Raw genomic sequence first — 17,298 nt, 5'->3', positions numbered from 1 at the left:
ACAATAGCCACGATTAGTGTTTTTGTGAAATAGCTATTGAATTAAACACTAATGGTCTATATTTTGGATATTAACTCAAATCGACCCATACAGTTGCCACTCATTTGATTTAAGGGGAAATTTTATTATGCTTAATCTCAATCAAAATCAACTTAAAAATCTTGCAGATTCACAATTAAAAGGTCATAGAACGCTTATCTATTTGGTCGCCTTATTGCTTCTCATTGGGGGGGTGGTCTGTATAACTAACCCGATTGTCTCTGGTATCGCATTTAGTTCATTGATCGGTGTTATGTTATTGATTAGCGGTATAGCCGTCATTTTAAATATTGTATTCAATCGACTGTATGCAAATGTATCTGTCTTATTCAGCTTAATTGCAGGTATTGCTTACTTAATCTTAGGCTATGCTTTTATCACTGACCCCTTACAAAGCTTATTATTCTTAGCGGTATTTGTCGCTATTCTCTTCATAATTGGTGGTGTGATCCGTATCTTCGTTGGCGCTAAACTTTTCAGCTCTGCGGCGGGAATGATGAATATTTTAATTGGTATTCTCGATTTTATCATTGCCTACATGCTGTTAAGCGGTAATGCGCAAACGTCAATCACATTGTTAACGCTCTTTATTGGTATTGAATTACTGTTTAGTTCTTTTAATTTATTCCTACTGGCTGGAGCGCTAAAAAATAGCAGTAAGTGATTGATAATTCAAAAATATTGAACTGAAAACTGCTGATATCAAAATTTTTTTAAAGATTCAAAAAATGTTTAGCTAGGTGCTTGACATTCTACAGCCAAAAGCTAAAATGCATTCAAGTGATCTAGATCACACTTTAACTTTTGGAGTTTCCATGAATAGCATCAAAGAATTTATTAGCAACGTTCAAGAAGTTATTGAATTACTTGCTAAGCGTTTTATGTAAAAAACGAAAGCCTTTATTACCTCACCTTTAGCGTTCTATGCATATTATTTAGCAATACAGCCTTAAATTGTTTTAAGGCTGTTTTTTTATTCAAATACATCTTGAATCACTTTAACCACAACCGCTGTGCTGACTGCGACGAGTAGCAAATCGCGTCCACTTATACGCCATTCATACCCTTCATAAACAGGTAATTGGGATACAAACCCTCTCGGTAAATGATGCCTCCCTATACCAGCAGGTAATGGCTGACCAACAATAATTTGTCTTGCCATTTTAGGTGGTAAACGTGAATAGCCTGTAATTCCATAATCAATTGCAATCGGTCTAATCGACGCAACATTTAAATTAACACTTAAAACTGGTATAGCAGGACTTGGTATTATCATTCCGTAATTAGGATAATAACGAGGCGCATTAGGGTGTTTTCTATGCTCTTTATACTTATGTTTATGCGGTCTATCGTCATAATATTGATGATGACTATGACCTTCCCAGTGGTGATTCCGAGCATCTGCCTGAATGCTATAAGGTATTATCATTAATAAGATAGAAAGAGTGCATCTTCCCATTTTCAGTTTTTTCATCATTGCAACTCCGCCGCTAATCATCCCGCTTAAAGTAATCAGTCGTTCGAAATTCAACAATCGGAAATTGTCTTATATTAGGTAATTATACGTAAATTCGCTATTGGTGTTTTTTATTAATTTATAATATTCTATTAAATACATAATTTTTTTATTTAAAACTTAATTTCATCCATTGAATTGTACTTTCAACTTAATTTTTTGCCTATCCCAGTTTTTTTATCCACTATAGATGAGATTGAGTCACATTTATGTTATTGTCTATGCGTAACTTATAGTGAAATACTTTAACCAAAACATTTATTTGTACGTTTGATGTCAATAAAAAAGGAGAGCACATGCAGCAGCAACTGCTAGACTGGGTACGCCAGTTTAATCAAGAATATGCCGATATTGCTTCGCTTTTAATGGTCTTAGGCTTAATTTTAATCGTTGCCCTCGTTTTGCATTTTATTTTGCATAAAATTATTCTTCCTCGTATCGAGAAAAGTGGACAGCAAAAAGACAGTGGATGGCAGCGCCAATTAACCCAATTCAATTTATTTAACCGCATCGCTTTTGTTATCCAAGGTGTTGTTGTTAATATTCAAGCCGTGTTATGGCTACATGCTGGCTCAACCGCACAGCAAATATTAACCGTGGCATCACAGGCTTGGTGTTTACTTTTCGGTTTGCTCACCTTTTATTCTATTCTCGATATCTTATTAAGTATCTTACAACGAGCAGCAAAAACAGCCCATTTACCATTACGAGGCATTTTTCAGAGCATAAAACTGATCGCTACCGTGCTCATTGCCATCATGATCATTGCATTATTGATCGGTAAATCTCCACTTATCTTACTTAGTGGTTTAGGTGCAATGACGGCCGTCATGATGTTGGTCTTTAAGGATCCCATCATGGGGTTAGTTGCAGGTATCCAACTATCTGCAAATAATATGGTGAACATTGGTGATTGGCTTGAAATGCCAAAATATGGCGCTGATGGTGCAGTCGTCGATATTGGTCTAACAACAGTTAAAGTTCGCAATTGGGATAACACCGTTACCACAATTCCAACTTATGCTTTGATTTCGGATTCATTCAAAAACTGGAAAGGCATGACTGAATCAGGTGGTCGCCGTATTAAACGTAGTATTCGTTTAGATACCACCAGCATCCATTTTCTTGAACCTGAAAAAATTACCGCTTTAGAAAAAGCGAATTTACTTGAGCCCTATATGGGACAAAAAATATCTGAGATTCAAGTGTTCAACTCTGCGATTCCAGACGATAAAGCAACACCATTGAATCAACGCCGGCTGACCAATATCGGTACGTTTCGTGCTTATGTTGAGGCGTATATGAAATCGCATCCGAATATTCATAAAGGGATGACAATCATGGTAAGGCAGCTTGAGTCTGACTCAAATGGTTTGCCGATTGAAATTTATGCCTTTACGAACACAACGGCATGGGTTGAATATGAACGTATTCAATCGGATATTTTTGACCATATTTTTTCCATCCTGCCACAATTTGATCTACGCGTTCATCAATCACCAACGGGTACAGATATGCGCGCGATTGGTCAAACCATAGCAAATTCAAATACCCAAGAGTAACTAATTAATTTATCTAATGGTATTACAACTTTGGTAGTACAGTAAAAGAGGGAAAACACCCTCTTTTACTGCTTTTAGTACGCCTCATTATATAAACAAATACATATCGATAGATAATGTAAATCGCTATATTTCCCTAAATTGCCGAAAAAACCCTTTTAATATTAATGTGATAAAACATGATAGCCTTTGATTTATCATGGATATTGTTGATGTAGGTCATGTTGCTTTGTTACAACTTTTTTTAACATACATAGGAAAGTGATATCGAACTTTACATATAGGCAATGTCAATGCATAAAACAAATAAAAATACTCATTTTGGAGAACTGAGCAGAAGGGAGTTTATTCAAACTTCCGCAACAGTGGCTACCGCAGCTGCTGTCGCAGGCTCAATCACCTTACCTTTTGCTGCTCAAGCAAAAACACCAGAAATCATGCCTGATGAAATCAACGAAAAAATCAGTTATAGCGCTTGCTTAGTTAACTGTGGTAGCCGTTGTCCACTCAAAGTCCATGTTAAGGATGGTGTTATCAGTCGTATTTCTAACGAAACCATGTACGACGACTCTACATTAGGGGAGCACCAAATTCGCCCATGCTTACGTGGCCGTTCAGTACGTTGGAAAACCTACAATCCTGATCGCCTGAAATACCCAATGGTGCGCGTTGGTAAACGCGGTGAAGGCAAATTCAAAAATCAGTTGGGATGAGGCAACAACCATCATTGCTGAAAAACTCAAATACACCATTGATAAATATGGCAGCGATGCAATTTATTACCAATACGGTACAGGTTCAACAGGGGCTAACTTGCATGGTCGTGCGGCATGTAAACGTCTTCTCAGCCTGACGGGTGGGTTCCTTGGTGACTACGGTACCTATTCCTATGCTCAGTTAATGGAAATCACACCATATGTTTATGGTAGTGTGGAAGAATCCCTGCTTTCTGAGATCCAAAACTCAGACCTCGTTGTGATGTTTGGTCATAACCTTGCTGAAACACGTATGTCTGGTGGCGGTCAGTTCTATGAAACATTGAACGCATTAGACAAGAGTAAAGCGAAAGTCATCATCATTGACCCTCGCCGTACTGATAGTGTGACCACACTTGGCGCAGAATGGATCCCTATCTATCCGGGTACCGATGCTGCACTAGTTGCAGCGCTAGGCTATGTCATGATCCAAGAAGGCTTAACCGATGAAGAATTTTTGAAAAATTACTGTGTCGGTTGGGATGAAAGCACACTGCCCGCTTCCGCACCACGTAATGGTTCTTACAAGGATTATATCCTTGGTAACGGTCCAGATGGCATCGCTAAGACTCCTGAATGGGCTAGTCAGCTAACCGGTATTTCGGTTTCACGTATTATCCAATTAGCTCGCGAAATTGGTAATTCAAAGCATGCGTGGATTTCACAAGGCTGGGGTTTACAACGTACTGAAAATGGCGAACAAGCCTGCCGCTCTATCATGATGCTTCCTATCATGTCAGGTAATATTGGTCGCCCAGGTACCAATACAGGCCTTTGGGGCAATAGTATTGCTTACCCTGTTGCTGGTTTCGCTTTACCAAACCCTGTTAAAGCGACATTACCTTCATTTATGTGGACTGAAGCTATTGTCCGCGGTAAAGAGTTAACTGCTGAAAATGGCGGTATCAAAGGGGCAGATAAGCTCAATAACGACATCAAATTTATGTGGTGCTACTCAAGTAACGTGATCGGTAACCAGCACGCTGACTTGAATAAAACCCACGATATTTTATCTGATGAATCAAAATGTGAATTTATCTTAGTTTGGGATAACCACCACACGCCATCGGCACAATATGCTGATTTGCTGCTGCCGGATGTTACCCCCGTTGAGACAAATGATCTTATCAATAACTCCTATGCAAGTGGCGCCTATCACTATTTAGTCCGTTTGCAAAATGCGATTAAACCTCTGTGGGAAAACCGCCCTAACTATGATGTATTAGCTGACATTGCAGAGAAAATGGGAGTAAAAGAACAATTCACTGAAGGTCGTACTTATGAAGAGTGGATTGAATATTGCTACAACAAAACCCGTGAAAAAATGCCTCATTTACCTGAGTTCAGTGAAACCGATGGTGGTGGCATTATCGACCGTCAATTTGCCGATACGTCAAAATACATTGCACTGAAGGATTTCCGTGATGATCCTGTCGCAAATCCATTAAAAACACCTTCTGGAAAAATTGAAATTTATTCAGAGCAATTAGCAGAGCGTGTTAAAAATTGGGAACTTCCAGAAGGCCAGCGTATACCGGCAATTCCGGAATATTGCGTCAATAAAGAAGGCGTTGAACAGCAACGTAGCCAACAAAAATTCCCATTATTAATGACGGGCTTCCATGATAAAGGTCATGTTCACTCAAGCTATTTTAATGTTGAGATGTTACGTGAAGCTATTCCACACCAATTCTGGCTCAACCCTATTGATGCCCAAGAACGTGGATTAAGCAATGGTGATGTCGCTGAAATATTCAATGACCGTGGTCGCATTCAGATTAAAGTTAAAGTGACTGAGCGCGTATTACCGGGTGTTATCGCTGTTCCACAAGGTGCATGGCGTACCTTAGATACAGCGGGATTAGATACGGGAGGCTGTATCAACACCCTAACCTCACAAGTTCCTTCTCCACTGGCAAAAGGAACACCACAACATACTAACCTTGTTGAAGTGAAACGCGCTTAAGGAGTTAATTGATGAAACAGTATGGCTTTTATTTTGACTCCACAAAATGTACTGGCTGTAAAACGTGTCAGGTCAGTTGTAAGGACGAAAAAGATCTCGATTTAGGCCCTAAATTCCGTCGTGTATACGAATTTGGTGGTGGTAGTTGGCAGAAACAAGATGGTATTTGGCAGCAAAATGTTTATAGCTACTATTTATCCATCTCTTGTAACCACTGTTCGAACCCAACCTGCGTGGAAGGTTGTCCAACAGGAGCGATGCACAAACGTGCAGAAGATGGCCTCGTTGTTGTCGATCAATCCGTCTGTGTTGGCTGTCGTTATTGCGAATTGCGTTGCCCGTATGGCGCGCCTCAATATGACGAGAAGAAAAAGCTGATGAGCAAATGTGATGGTTGCTACGAGCGTGTCGCTAAAGGTATGAAACCTGTTTGTGTTGAGTCATGCCCACAACGAGCGCTGGATTTTGATGATATCAATGTCCTTCGTGAGCTTCATGGCACGGAATGCGGTATTGCACCAATGCCAGACCCAAGCCTGACTAATCCAAATATCGTCATTAAGCCACACAAAGATGCCAAACCATCTGGCGATAAAAGTGGCGAACTCAAAAACCCAGCGGAGGTGTAAAATGCATGAATTACCATTAGTCTTTTTCACCGTCCTAGGGCAATCGGCGGCAGGTCTATTTTTATTTGCGTATTTGAGCAAAAAAATGGGATCTATTGATGAAAAACAATTGAAAAATGCCAATATTCTCGCATTTGTGGTGATGATTATTGGATTAGCTATTGGTGGCTTACACGTTGGCCAACCGCTACGCTTTTTCAATATGCTACTCGGTGTTGGTCGTTCGCCAATGAGTAATGAGGCGTTCTTAAGTGGTGTTTTTGTCACTTTTGCCGCAGCAACACTGTTTTTCACGTTATTTTATAAAAAACCGCTGTTACGCGAACTCGCGAACATTGCTGCGGTGATCTCTGGACTCGCTTTTGTTTGGTCAATTCCACAAGTTTATAATATTGCGTCCATTGCAAACTGGAATACTAGCTACACCACATTACAAATGTGGATGACCATGTTAGTCGGTGGCGGAGCCTTGGCGATTGCTATCGGTGCTCGTGGTTTAGGTATTACGGCTTTCTTAGTCGGTGCTGTCGTTATCTTCGCAAGCCGTGCTGGTTATCAGGCCTTTTTATCCGAAACAGGCCCTGCACTTAGCGCAGAACAGACTGGTTTTTGGGGATTCCAAGTTGTTGTACTGGTGATCGCATTAGCTGGTTTTGTCGGCATGGCATTAAAACAACGTGCCCCAAAAGCGACTCTCGCAACCTGTGCGGGTGCCGTTTTACTTGCAGAACTTGCTGGGCGTATCGCTTTTTATAACCTGTGGCAAATTACGATGTAATTCATCATTACACCTGTTTTCCCACTAAAGAGAAAGCCTGCAAAATTGCAGGCTTTCTCTTGTCGTTGCCCATTATACAAAATAACACTGACAATTTTATTCTGTGAGCTTTGTAACACTGAGTATGAATTACAGATTATCAACGTCAAATCACCGCCAAGTCATTTCACTCACCCAAACAGAATTGAAGCTAAGCGAACGCTATTAATACTGCGGTTAGAGAGCCTCAAGCACAGCACTACAATTGATGATTAAAAAGATGAATTAGGTTGCTGTAAAAATGCAATTTCTTCTTTCGTTGATACCCGCCCTAATATCTCATTACGATGCGGATAACGCCCAAAACGATCAATAATGGCTTTATGCTGCATTTCATAATTCAATGTATTGTCGTCGCCTAATCCTCGAAATAACTCCACCGCTTGTTGATGAATAAAGCTGGATTCCGAATGCATAAACGGCATGAGAATGAATTTTCGTTGAGATAAAGGCAATAAATTATAGTCTGGCTGTTTGATCGCTTCTTGAGCTAACACTAAAGCCATTTGGTCTTGTGCAAACGCTTTTGCCGTATCACGCCAAATATTTCTTGAAAACTGGTCTAGAACGATAATTTCAGCGAGTCGACCACGGATAGAAATTCGCCAGTAAGCAAGTTCGCCTTTTGCCGCACGTTCTAAGGTTCCGGCAAAACGTTGGGTAATGACCGCATCAAATTTTGCACTTTTTTCAAACCACTGTTTTGGTGTCGATTCTTCGAACCAAAATGTCAAAACGTTCTCCATGGTATTCATAATCGTTAGATACCCAATTTCTGTAGTGATAAGTTATTTTTTATCGTAAATAAAACCCATTATCATTGTTATGAGCTAGCTCTTAAAACAACAATCATAAGACAAATATTTTACGTTTTTGCGAAGCGGTTCCAAAATTAGCGACCAATCGTGGTTATAAATCAATCAGCCTGATAGGGTTCTCCTATCGCTATTCAATAAAAATAATTAAAATCTATCAATCCACATAGCCTAAGTAAATTAACCTAAAAGATACCGATGCCTTCATTAAAAAATGAACAGTTAAATGATTTAGTGAATACATCGCTATTTTTCACGACAAATAACACCAAACCAATATTATATTCGTATAGGCTATAAACTCAGTTATCCATATTTACATGCGCCAGGTGTTCTCGTTTGAGAAATTGATTATTATCATAGTGTTGTAATTAATCAACTAGCTAAAATGAGTCATAGTACTTTATCAATTCATCAGTATTTTTTAAGAAACCTTTATTTAAAACAAAACAGACAAGTCTATATTTTAATATTCAACCCATTGCCTTTATCGATTTTCATTCTAATTTAGAGCGTCTATTGTGGACTTTACATTTCCCCATAAAAGATTTGACATTATTGATATATCATAAATAAAAATGGTTAATAATAGTGGTGGACACTCAACACAGTCTAAATAAGACATTACCGAACGCAATTTGTGACTATCCCATGATATTTGTTACTTTCGATATCAAACAGGCTGAACAACAATAACGAATATAAGCAAAAAACATCTTATAGAATAATGCTACTCCGCCTCATCCATCCCCTTCCATTTAGCCTATTACCTATTTATTTTCTTACACCAAGTCCAAAAATGTCTTTGGGGGGTGACATTAACTGAATCATAATTAGAATGCTTATTATTTAGATAGTGATAATAACATCTATTTTGTATTGCTAATTTTGAAAAAATATTTTTTACGACATCATGACGCATTATTAACGCCTTTTAATTCATAATATTAACAATGATAGGTCTCTAATAGAGATTATTACTTGTTACAATCTTAACTTATTGATTTGCTATTTAATGCCAATTTACAATGATTATTCACGACATTACATACATTTGCTGAATCCAATGATAACATTTGTGTTCAATCTATTAATTAATGCTCGCTTTTTACACTTATCGTCGCTAACAGATGCCGTCAAGTGAGTTAATTTGTCATCGTTAGTGCAGCCACTCGCTGTGGCCCAGTGTTACTTTCATACTTGTTGGAGGAGCAGTTCGAATGGCAGGACATATGGTACTCATTGGATGGGCCTTATGGGTAAGCCCTTGCGGCACAGATGCATGTGATGCGCTACCTGTTACTGAGACCATTTTTACGCAACAAGAATGTATCAGCCGTAAATCTTACCTCGAATCCAAACGCCCAAACCTGTACTTTATGTGTGGTGAAGTCTATCGAGATAGCGACGAAATTAAAAAAGAGGACCAACACAGTGTGCCTGCGCCTAATCCTCCACTACGTTCATTACCAACGCGTATTTCTCGATAACATTGGCAAACGTGGGAGCCCGTTGTAACTTGCTCCCATCAAACAGCTAGGCAATTTCAGCGATGGCACAATCTGCGTTAATATAATCACCTTTTTTAGCAATATATTTCAATTTACCTGCACGGTGTGCTATTACCTGAACCTCCATCTTCATGGCTTCCATCACACCAATCACCTCCCCTTGAGCCACCTCATCACCTTCAGCAACTAACCAGTTAAATAACACACCTGAAATTGGCGCATTCAGCAAATGATCCTGCTTGTCATTGGCTTGTGTTGTCGTAGAGGCTTGCTCAGTAGATTGTAACGATAACCCTGCTAATAATTGTGCGGGCAATCCTAATTGGCAACGTTTACCATCAATTTCAATAAAAGTATGAGTTAACGGCTGCTCATTTTGAGGGAGCTGACGTTTTGCTGGCGGAATTTGTACCCTAAACTCGGTTTCAATCCAACGTGTATGCACGTTAAATTGCTCACAAAAGTCCATTTGTTCTATCACTGCACGATGAAAAGGCAATACCGATGCTACACCTTCAATAGTAAATTCGGCTAAAGCACGGCGAGCACGCTGAATGGCCTGTTCTCGTGTGCGGCCAAACACAATCAATTTCGCCATTAGTGAATCAAATGTGCTTGGTATAGTTGACCCTGCCATAACACCACTGTCTAAACGAACACCTGGGCCAGATGGTGGTTCAAAACGCTGGATCACGCCCGGTGTAGGTAGAAAACCATTTCCCGCATCTTCAGCATTGATACGAAACTCAAAAGCATGACCTCTGGGCTTAGGTGTTTCATTGATGCTTAATGGTAACCCTTGGGCAATACGTAATTGTTCAATGACTAGGTCTATACCTGTCGTTTCTTCCGTCACAGGGTGTTCTACTTGTAAACGTGTATTCACTTCAAGGAAAGATAATTTACCATCTTGGCTAAGTAAAAACTCGACTGTAGCAGCGCCGATATAATTTGCTTTCGCACAAATATCGACAGATGCTTGAATGATTTGTTGCTGTAACGCTTGCGAAAGAAAAGGCGCTGGCGATTCTTCCACCAACTTTTGATTACGACGCTGTAAAGAACAATCACGAGTCCCGACGACGACAACATTGCCATGCTGATCAGCAATCACTTGTGCTTCAATATGGCGAGGATTATGCAGAAATTGTTCAAGGAAACATTCTCCGCGTCCAAATGCTGCTGTCGCTTCCCTCACTGCCGAGTGGTAGAGCTCTTCCACTTCCTCCATCTGCCATGCCACTTTTAAACCTCGTCCTCCGCCACCAAATGCAGCTTTTATAGCAATGGGGAGACCATTCGCGTGAGCAAACGCCACGACTTCCTTCGCCTCTTTCACTGGCTCTTTTGTTCCTGCGACCAATGGCGCGCCCACTTGCATGGCCAGTTGGCGAGCTTTTACCTTATCACCTAATATTTCAATAGTTTCTGGATTAGGTCCAATCCAGATAAGGCCATTCTCTTGCACGGCACGTGCAAATTCTGCACGTTCTGAAAGAAATCCATAACCAGGGTGAACCATCGTAGCCCCTGATTTTTTCGCGATCCTAATCAGTTTGTGCATATCCAGATAACTGTCAGTGGGGGTATTACCCGCTAAACCATAGGCCTCATCCGCCATTTGGACATGTAATGCCGCAATATCTGCATCTGCATAAACGGCCACAGACGTAAACCCCATATCACGACAAGCACGAATAATTCTTACCGCTATTTCACCGCGATTCGCGATCAACACTTTATGTTGAATATTATGATTAATTGTAGGCATAAGTGTCCCGACTCCCTTCAAATTCGTTGAATACCTTTATTGGATTAAATTGTATTTTTGCGTTAACAGGGATTTGACCCGCTAGGTCTAAATGATATTCACACACTGCCCCGATAACCGGATAGCCCCCCGTTAATGGGTGATCATTCAAAAATAGGACCGGTTGACCATTCGCGGGAATTTGAATTGCACCAACACAAGTCCCTTCACTCGGTAATTCTTGATGTTTAGCGCGCTCGATCCCCTTATCCCCAGCTAATCGCAAACCGATACGATTCGATGCCGCAGTCACTTGCCATAATTGCGATGTTAATAATCGTACCGCTTGCTGTGTAAACCAGTCAGTTCGAGGACCTAAAACAATATCTAATACAACAATTTCATGAGCGCTTGGATAATTTAAAACGGGCAGTTCATTGAGTGAAATGACAGTTTGCTGCTTAAGGCTTTTTACGGCTAAGCACTGCCCCGCCTTGAGTGGCGCTGGGCCAACTTGAGCTAAGGTGTCGAAAGAACAACTTCCTAAAATAGGTGTCATCTCAATGCCACCGCGTATAGCCAAATAACTACGAACCCCTTTAGTCGCCGTCCCCAAATGGATAATGTCGCCCTTGGCGAGTTGAATTGGCTGATATTGCTGCGCAAAATAGTGGATCCCTTCCGCTGTGGTGATTTCAACATCACAACTGGCTCCGGTTACCCCGACTAATAAAGGTCTGTTTGCCTGCGCTTTAAAGCCACCTTGAGTGATTTCTAATGCAGCTTCATGAATATCATTCCCAACAAGGCGGTTAGCGCTACGTAATGCCCCTTTATCCATCGCTCCCGACTCGGAGATCCCCAAAGCCGACAATCCCATTCGTCCATAGTCCTGTACTAATGTTTGTAAGCCTGTTGCTAGCACCGTCAAATCATCACTCAGGACCATTTTTTCATGACTTTTATGGTGATGAGTCGGCTGAGGTAAACTGTAAGTCGTCTCTGCTCTGGCGGCATCAACAAAATTGACTCGATAACCCGGTTTTAACAGCGCGGGTTCCTCTCGATACAAATCCCAAACAGCCGTTTCCGTGACACCGATGAGCTGCCATCCCCCAGGGCTAGCCTGCGGGTAAACACTACTAAACTCTCCCGCTAATGCCACTGAGCCGGCTGGAATACGGATCCTCGGCGATGGCCTTCTAGGTACATTCAACTGTGCATTTTTCGCCACCATATAAGCAAATCCGGGAGCAAAACCACAAAATGCCACTTGGTATTCATTCTCCGTATGTCTCCTTATGACATCTTCAATCGATGTACCAAGATGCTCAGCCACATCAGCAAGATCTTCCCCATTATAATGAACGGGGATCGTCACGAGCGGCCCCGATTTCAGCTCCGTTGCTGAAATGTCTAAACGGCCAATTTGGTCAATTAACTTATCAATATTGGTGAGCATTGAATTAAAACGAACAAGCACTGTTCTTGCCGCTGGCGTTATCTCTTCAATTGCCAGTTTGTGTGCCCTATTGCGCAGTAAATGAGTCAATGCCATCGTCTCTTCAAGACTGTGTAGCTCGATCATAAAAGCGCTTAAATTGACCGGTAAGAATCGCATTAACCCCTCCTATACATGGTAGGCAGCATCAGGTATATCAGTAATAAACATATGTCCCGGTGCATGGCTAAGCGCAAAGGGAACTCCCGATTTCATCACCGCAGCTTGCGGCGTCACACCACAAGCCCAAAATACGGGGATCTCACCATTTTCAATACGGACTGGGTCGCCAAAATCAGGTGCCATCATATTTTTGATGCCTAATTGTTCAGGCGCCCCGATATGAACAGGAGTGCCATGAACCGATGGAAAACGCCCTGTAATACTGACGGCATCGGCTACCCGCTCCGCCAAGATAGGTCTCATCGAGACAACAAGCTCACCTTGTAAACGCCCTGCTGGGCGGCATAAGCGATTCGTTTTATACATGGGTACATTGGTGTTATCCGTAATATGGCGGACATCAATCCCCGCTTCCATTAATGACGTTTCAAAGGTAAAGCTACAACCAATTAAAAAGGTTACTAAGTCCGGATGTTCCTGATAAATATGGGTCGCGTCCGTTACTTCATCAACTAAATTGCCGTTTTGCCATACACGATAACGTGGGATATCTGTTCGTAAATCAGCGCCTTCAGCTAAAATTGTTTGCCAACTTCCCGCTTCGCACACGTCTAAAACAGGACAGCTTTTGGGGTTACGCTGGGCATACAATAAAAAATCAAATGCCCAATCACGAGGTAATGCGATCATATTAGCTTGTGTCAAACCTGCCGCTAAACCTGCTGTTGGCTTGTCAAAACCTTGGCGGATCGCCTCCCTTGCTTCTCTCGCCGCGGCGATTGCTTTTTCTGAGGCTTTAAATAACCTAGTCATTGCCCTCTCCCCGCAAAAGCAGTAATTTCAACGCCATTTTGTTGCAACAGTTCTCGAACCTTTTGCGCCATAGCCAGTGCACCGGGGCTATCGCCATGTACACAGATCGAACCTGCATCAATCGGTGTAAAGGTTCCCTCAATCGACATCACGCCACCTTCATTGACAAATTGCAGCATACGCTGTGCTACTTGCTCAGGATCATGTAGAACTGAACCGACTTCTTTACGCGAAACTAAGGTACCATTCGCGTGATACGCTCTATCTGCAAACGCCTCTGCAACGACAGTAAGCCCACTTTCTTTCGCCCATTCAATCAACGGTGAGCCAGCAAGTGCAACCAAGACCAATTGAGGGTCAATAGCGCAGATCGCTTCAATAACTGCCATTCCTTGACGTTTATCATGGGCGATGGTGTTGTACAGTGCACCATGAGGTTTGACATAATCAACGTGACAACCCGCAGCTACCGCTAACCCTTTCAGCGCCCCGATTTGATAAATCACATCTGCAATCAGTTCATTCGATGAGATATCCATATTCCGACGGCCGAAACCAACTAAATCTGGATATCCGACATGAGCACCAACTACAACATGGTTGGCTTTAGCCTCAATTAACGTGTTAAAGATCCCTTCAGGAGAGCCAGCATGAAATCCGCAGGCAACATTGGCGCTGCTAACCACTTTCAGCATGGCGTGATCATTACCCATTTGCCATTGACCAAAACTTTCCCCGAGATCACTGTTTAAATCGATAATTTTTTTCATTGTTCTATTTGACCTCTACTTCAAATAATTAAAGATAGCTTCAACCGACATGGCGCCCATATACCATGTCAGGGCACAAATAATAACGCCAGACCATAGCAACCAACGCGGATAATGATATCCGGACATCAAATCAGCACGCTTCCACCCGATATAAACAAAGATAGTTAAACCAATCGGTAAAATTAATCCATTGAAGCCACCAGCAAATACCAATAAGGCTGCTGGTGCCGTTCCCATCATTAAATAAACAGCTAATGAAATTGCAATGAATATGATTGTGGCAATGTTACGCTGCCTTTCTGTAATGGATTTTTTAAATGCGGTAATAAAGCTCATTGAGGTATAAGCAGCGCCTATTACACTCGTCAAAGCCGCTGCCCATAAAATCAATCCAAAAATACGCAATCCAAAATTACCCGCAGCAGCTTGAAACGCTTGAGATGCAGGATTTGCAGCCTTACCTGAAATATCAATGGTCACACCGCTTGCTACCACGCCAAGAATAGCGAGGAATAAGATGTAACGCATGAGGCCAACAACTAGGATCCCCTTAGTCGCAGCACTTGAAACAACATGAATATTTTCAACACCCACCGCACCTTTATCTAATAAGCGATGCGCACCTGCATAGCAGATATACCCCCCTACTGTACCGCCCACAATCGTTGTGATCATTGCAAAATCAACAGTATCTGGCAGGACACTTTGGCGTAATGCTTCCCCAACTGGTGGATTAGAGGCAAAGGCCACAAATAGTGTCAGCCCTATCATGACTAACCCCAACACAATTATTACACGGTCAATGAATGTACTCGCCTTACGAGAAGAGAAAATATAAATCGCTAATAATGCACTGATTAGTCCTCCCCATTTAGGATCTAATCCGACGAGGGCATTTAACCCTAACCCAGCGCCCGCAATATTTCCGATGTTAAAGATGAGCCCTCCGAATATGACTAATACAGCTAACACATAGCCACTGCCAGGAATGGTCGCGTTGGCTATCTCAGAGGAGTGCATTTTCGTTAATGTCACTACTCGCCAAATATTTTGTTGGACAACAAAGTCAATAATAATTGACGCGAGGATCCCGAAAGCAAATGCAGCCCCTAATGTAACGGTAAAGGTTGCAGTTTGAGTGATAAAACCGGGACCAATTGCGGATGTTGCCATTAAGAAAATCGCACCAATTAATGAAGTGCGCCTATTTTTTACAAATTCAGCACTGCTGGTGGTTGTGTTTTCTTGAGCTGCCATATGCATACTCCTTTCGAATTGTTTTTGTCGTTATTGATGTTGTGATAGTGATAAAGGCAAAAAACGTGCCATTGTTCTACTAATAAAATTAATTGTTAATCTATCTTTAATGCATTGTTGAACAATTAATAGTGAATGGCGAATAAGTAAGCAATAAAAATCGTGGTTGGTAGGTTAAAAATCAAATGGTGATCACTTTTTTAACAAAACGTGCAAATAATTAACATAAGTTGAATGCGTTCCAAGAGGTAGATGCACCAATCAAGTGCAAAATAATGGGTTACCATGTCATAGTGCACCAAAAGGAACCTTGAAGCCCTTTAGGGAATATGTGAAGATATTCTTTTATGGCACGCTTTATTGGCTATTCATCCATAACAAACCGACTTATATGACTAAACAACCTGTTGCGCAGACCTTATCCGTCACTATCGCCGAAACGATCCGCCACAAAATTACGGTTGGAGAACTCACGCCAGGCCAACGCTTATCAGAAGCGGCTCTTAGTGAAGAATTAGCGATTTCTCGAAACACATTACGTGAGGTATTTCGGGTTTTAACGCAAGAAGGATTACTGACTTATGCACCAAATAAGGGAGTATTTGTTTCTATCCCTGACATGGCGGCAATCATCGATATTTACCAAGTTCGCCGATTGATTGAATGTGATTCATTAAGGCAAGCATATGCAATGCATCCAGCTGTACAAAAAATGAAACAAGCCGTCAGTGAAGCTCACGAACAAGAGAAAATTGAAAATTGGGTTGGCGTTGGAACTGCAAATATGAAATTCCATACCGCTATCGTTGAATTATCTGATAGTGAAAGACTGATTAAACTTTATCGTAATATCGCCGCTGAGTTAAGACTGGCTTTTGGTCATCTGAATGACCCTAAAATTTTATATGCGCCTTATATTGATAAGAATCAGTCCATCTTAGAATTATTGAATGCAGGTCATAATCTTGAAGCCGCTGAAAAATTACACCAGTATTTAGATTTATCGGAGCGTACCCTACTTGCGGCCTACAAGCGTCGTCAATCCGGTTATTAATTTTTGCTCTATTAATTTTTGTTCTATTAATCCATCCCTATTAGCGAGGCTTTTCAGAGCATAAAGAGCTAATGACTCTATTTTATGAAATATCCCCTTCATGTCATCACGATACTGATATCCCACCAATTTATTTAGAATATTAATTATAAAAATAGTTTCTATTTATAGATTAATGGCGCCTTCATTTATTTAATATCTCCATTCTATTAATGTCTTTTTTTAGAATACTTTTCATCCATCTAATAACATTTAAGTTACAGAATGAAAACAATAAAAAAACATTATCTGTTTAAAGTTCGTATTATCGATTCTCCATACAATCCCTTTCTTTATGAGTAACTGAAAGATACTGTTACAAATATATACAAATCAAAGATAAAAAATGATTGCTAACATCAATCACTCAACTAAATG

13 protein-coding genes and 1 pseudogene are annotated in these 17,298 nt (G+C 41.0%); 7 read left to right on the top strand and 7 right to left on the bottom strand.

Annotated features, from left to right (window positions below; genetic code table 11):
- The first annotated feature begins 127 nt into the window (after positions 1-127).
- Entirely contained in the window at positions 128-703 is a 576-nt protein-coding gene (locus tag ACWPW6_RS08070; protein WP_154622390.1) for a DUF308 domain-containing protein, read from the top strand.
- A 309-nt stretch (positions 704-1,012) separates the two neighbouring features.
- On the opposite strand, the gene ACWPW6_RS08065 is transcribed toward ACWPW6_RS08070, so the two are convergent.
- On the bottom strand, positions 1,013-1,516 hold the full coding sequence (locus ACWPW6_RS08065; RefSeq protein WP_250000364.1) for an anti-virulence regulator CigR family protein: 504 nt from the start codon (positions 1,514-1,516) through the stop codon (positions 1,013-1,015).
- A gap of 335 nt (positions 1,517-1,851) precedes the next feature.
- Between ACWPW6_RS08065 and ACWPW6_RS08060 the strand changes: the two genes are divergently transcribed.
- The 4 genes and pseudogenes from ACWPW6_RS08060 to ACWPW6_RS08045 all read left to right on the top strand — a co-directional run bounded on the left by ACWPW6_RS08060 (position 1,852) and on the right by ACWPW6_RS08045 (position 7,245).
- Positions 1,852-3,117 carry a mechanosensitive ion channel family protein gene (locus ACWPW6_RS08060; protein ID WP_163861162.1) on the top strand — a complete coding sequence of 422 codons (1,266 nt, stop codon included), beginning with the start codon at positions 1,852-1,854 and terminating at the stop codon, positions 3,115-3,117.
- 293 nt (positions 3,118-3,410) lie between these two features.
- Positions 3,411-5,838 (top strand): annotated as a pseudogene (locus tag ACWPW6_RS08055) (DMSO/selenate family reductase complex A subunit).
- 11 nt (positions 5,839-5,849) lie between these two features.
- Entirely contained in the window at positions 5,850-6,467 is a 618-nt protein-coding gene (locus ACWPW6_RS08050; RefSeq protein WP_154621931.1) for a DMSO/selenate family reductase complex B subunit, read from the top strand.
- Position 6,468: 1 nt separating this feature from the next.
- On the top strand, positions 6,469-7,245 hold the full coding sequence (locus tag ACWPW6_RS08045) for a dimethyl sulfoxide reductase anchor subunit family protein (RefSeq protein ID WP_250000362.1): 777 nt from the start codon (positions 6,469-6,471) through the stop codon (positions 7,243-7,245).
- A 251-nt stretch (positions 7,246-7,496) separates the two neighbouring features.
- On the opposite strand, the gene ACWPW6_RS08040 is transcribed toward ACWPW6_RS08045, so the two are convergent.
- On the bottom strand, positions 7,497-8,039 hold the full coding sequence (locus ACWPW6_RS08040) for a DUF924 family protein (protein WP_154621933.1): 543 nt from the start codon (positions 8,037-8,039) through the stop codon (positions 7,497-7,499).
- Between the two features lie 1,280 nt (positions 8,040-9,319).
- Between ACWPW6_RS08040 and ACWPW6_RS08035 the strand changes: the two genes are divergently transcribed.
- A complete protein-coding gene (locus ACWPW6_RS08035) occupies positions 9,320-9,589 on the top strand; it encodes a hypothetical protein (RefSeq protein ID WP_154621934.1) in 270 nt (89 codons plus the stop codon).
- A 46-nt stretch (positions 9,590-9,635) separates the two neighbouring features.
- Here ACWPW6_RS08035 and ACWPW6_RS08030 read toward each other — a convergent pair whose 3' ends face one another.
- The 5 genes from ACWPW6_RS08030 to ACWPW6_RS08010 are packed head-to-tail and all read right to left on the bottom strand — an operon-like array spanning position 9,636 to position 15,827.
- Positions 9,636-11,381 (bottom strand): acetyl/propionyl/methylcrotonyl-CoA carboxylase subunit alpha, encoded by a 1,746-nt coding sequence (locus ACWPW6_RS08030; RefSeq protein WP_250000361.1) that lies wholly within the window; start codon positions 11,379-11,381, stop codon positions 9,636-9,638.
- Positions 11,368-12,981: a 5-oxoprolinase subunit B/C family protein gene (locus tag ACWPW6_RS08025; RefSeq protein ID WP_250000359.1), complete on the bottom strand. Its 1,614-nt coding sequence runs from the start codon at positions 12,979-12,981 to the stop codon at positions 11,368-11,370. The genes ACWPW6_RS08030 and ACWPW6_RS08025 overlap by 14 nt, the downstream gene beginning before the upstream one ends.
- A gap of 9 nt (positions 12,982-12,990) precedes the next feature.
- Positions 12,991-13,797 carry a putative hydro-lyase gene (locus ACWPW6_RS08020; RefSeq protein WP_163861161.1) on the bottom strand — a complete coding sequence of 269 codons (807 nt, stop codon included), beginning with the start codon at positions 13,795-13,797 and terminating at the stop codon, positions 12,991-12,993.
- Positions 13,794-14,567 carry a LamB/YcsF family protein gene (locus ACWPW6_RS08015; protein ID WP_250000357.1) on the bottom strand — a complete coding sequence of 258 codons (774 nt, stop codon included), beginning with the start codon at positions 14,565-14,567 and terminating at the stop codon, positions 13,794-13,796. Before ACWPW6_RS08015 ends, ACWPW6_RS08020 begins: the two co-directional genes overlap by 4 nt.
- A 15-nt stretch (positions 14,568-14,582) precedes the next feature.
- The gene (locus ACWPW6_RS08010) at positions 14,583-15,827 is read right to left on the bottom strand and encodes an NRAMP family divalent metal transporter (RefSeq protein ID WP_154621939.1); all 1,245 of its coding nucleotides are present in this window, start codon (positions 15,825-15,827) and stop codon (positions 14,583-14,585) included.
- 391 nt (positions 15,828-16,218) lie between these two features.
- On the opposite strand from ACWPW6_RS08010, the gene ACWPW6_RS08005 reads away from it, so the two are divergent.
- Entirely contained in the window at positions 16,219-16,881 is a 663-nt protein-coding gene (locus ACWPW6_RS08005; protein WP_247047768.1) for a GntR family transcriptional regulator, read from the top strand.
- The last annotated feature ends 417 nt before the right edge of the window (positions 16,882-17,298 follow it).

Source organism: Providencia sp. Marseille-Q8014 (assembly GCF_965112055.1).
This window is presented reverse-complemented; position numbering and strand designations above follow the sequence as displayed.

Coding starts and splice junctions, on each gene's coding strand:
- ACWPW6_RS08070 (WP_154622390.1), top strand. CDS start 128: ATGCTTAATCTCAATCAAAATCAACTTAAAAATCTTGCAGATTCACAA.
- ACWPW6_RS08045 (WP_250000362.1), top strand. CDS start 6,469: ATGCATGAATTACCATTAGTCTTTTTCACCGTCCTAGGGCAATCGGCG.
- ACWPW6_RS08050 (WP_154621931.1), top strand. CDS start 5,850: ATGAAACAGTATGGCTTTTATTTTGACTCCACAAAATGTACTGGCTGT.
- ACWPW6_RS08005 (WP_247047768.1), top strand. CDS start 16,219: ATGACTAAACAACCTGTTGCGCAGACCTTATCCGTCACTATCGCCGAA.
- ACWPW6_RS08025 (WP_250000359.1), bottom strand. CDS start 12,981: ATGCGATTCTTACCGGTCAATTTAAGCGCTTTTATGATCGAGCTACAC.
- ACWPW6_RS08060 (WP_163861162.1), top strand. CDS start 1,852: ATGCAGCAGCAACTGCTAGACTGGGTACGCCAGTTTAATCAAGAATAT.
- ACWPW6_RS08030 (WP_250000361.1), bottom strand. CDS start 11,381: ATGCCTACAATTAATCATAATATTCAACATAAAGTGTTGATCGCGAAT.
- ACWPW6_RS08065 (WP_250000364.1), bottom strand. CDS start 1,516: ATGATGAAAAAACTGAAAATGGGAAGATGCACTCTTTCTATCTTATTA.
- ACWPW6_RS08020 (WP_163861161.1), bottom strand. CDS start 13,797: ATGACTAGGTTATTTAAAGCCTCAGAAAAAGCAATCGCCGCGGCGAGA.
- ACWPW6_RS08010 (WP_154621939.1), bottom strand. CDS start 15,827: ATGGCAGCTCAAGAAAACACAACCACCAGCAGTGCTGAATTTGTAAAA.
- ACWPW6_RS08040 (WP_154621933.1), bottom strand. CDS start 8,039: ATGAATACCATGGAGAACGTTTTGACATTTTGGTTCGAAGAATCGACA.
- ACWPW6_RS08015 (WP_250000357.1), bottom strand. CDS start 14,567: ATGAAAAAAATTATCGATTTAAACAGTGATCTCGGGGAAAGTTTTGGT.
- ACWPW6_RS08035 (WP_154621934.1), top strand. CDS start 9,320: ATGGCAGGACATATGGTACTCATTGGATGGGCCTTATGGGTAAGCCCT.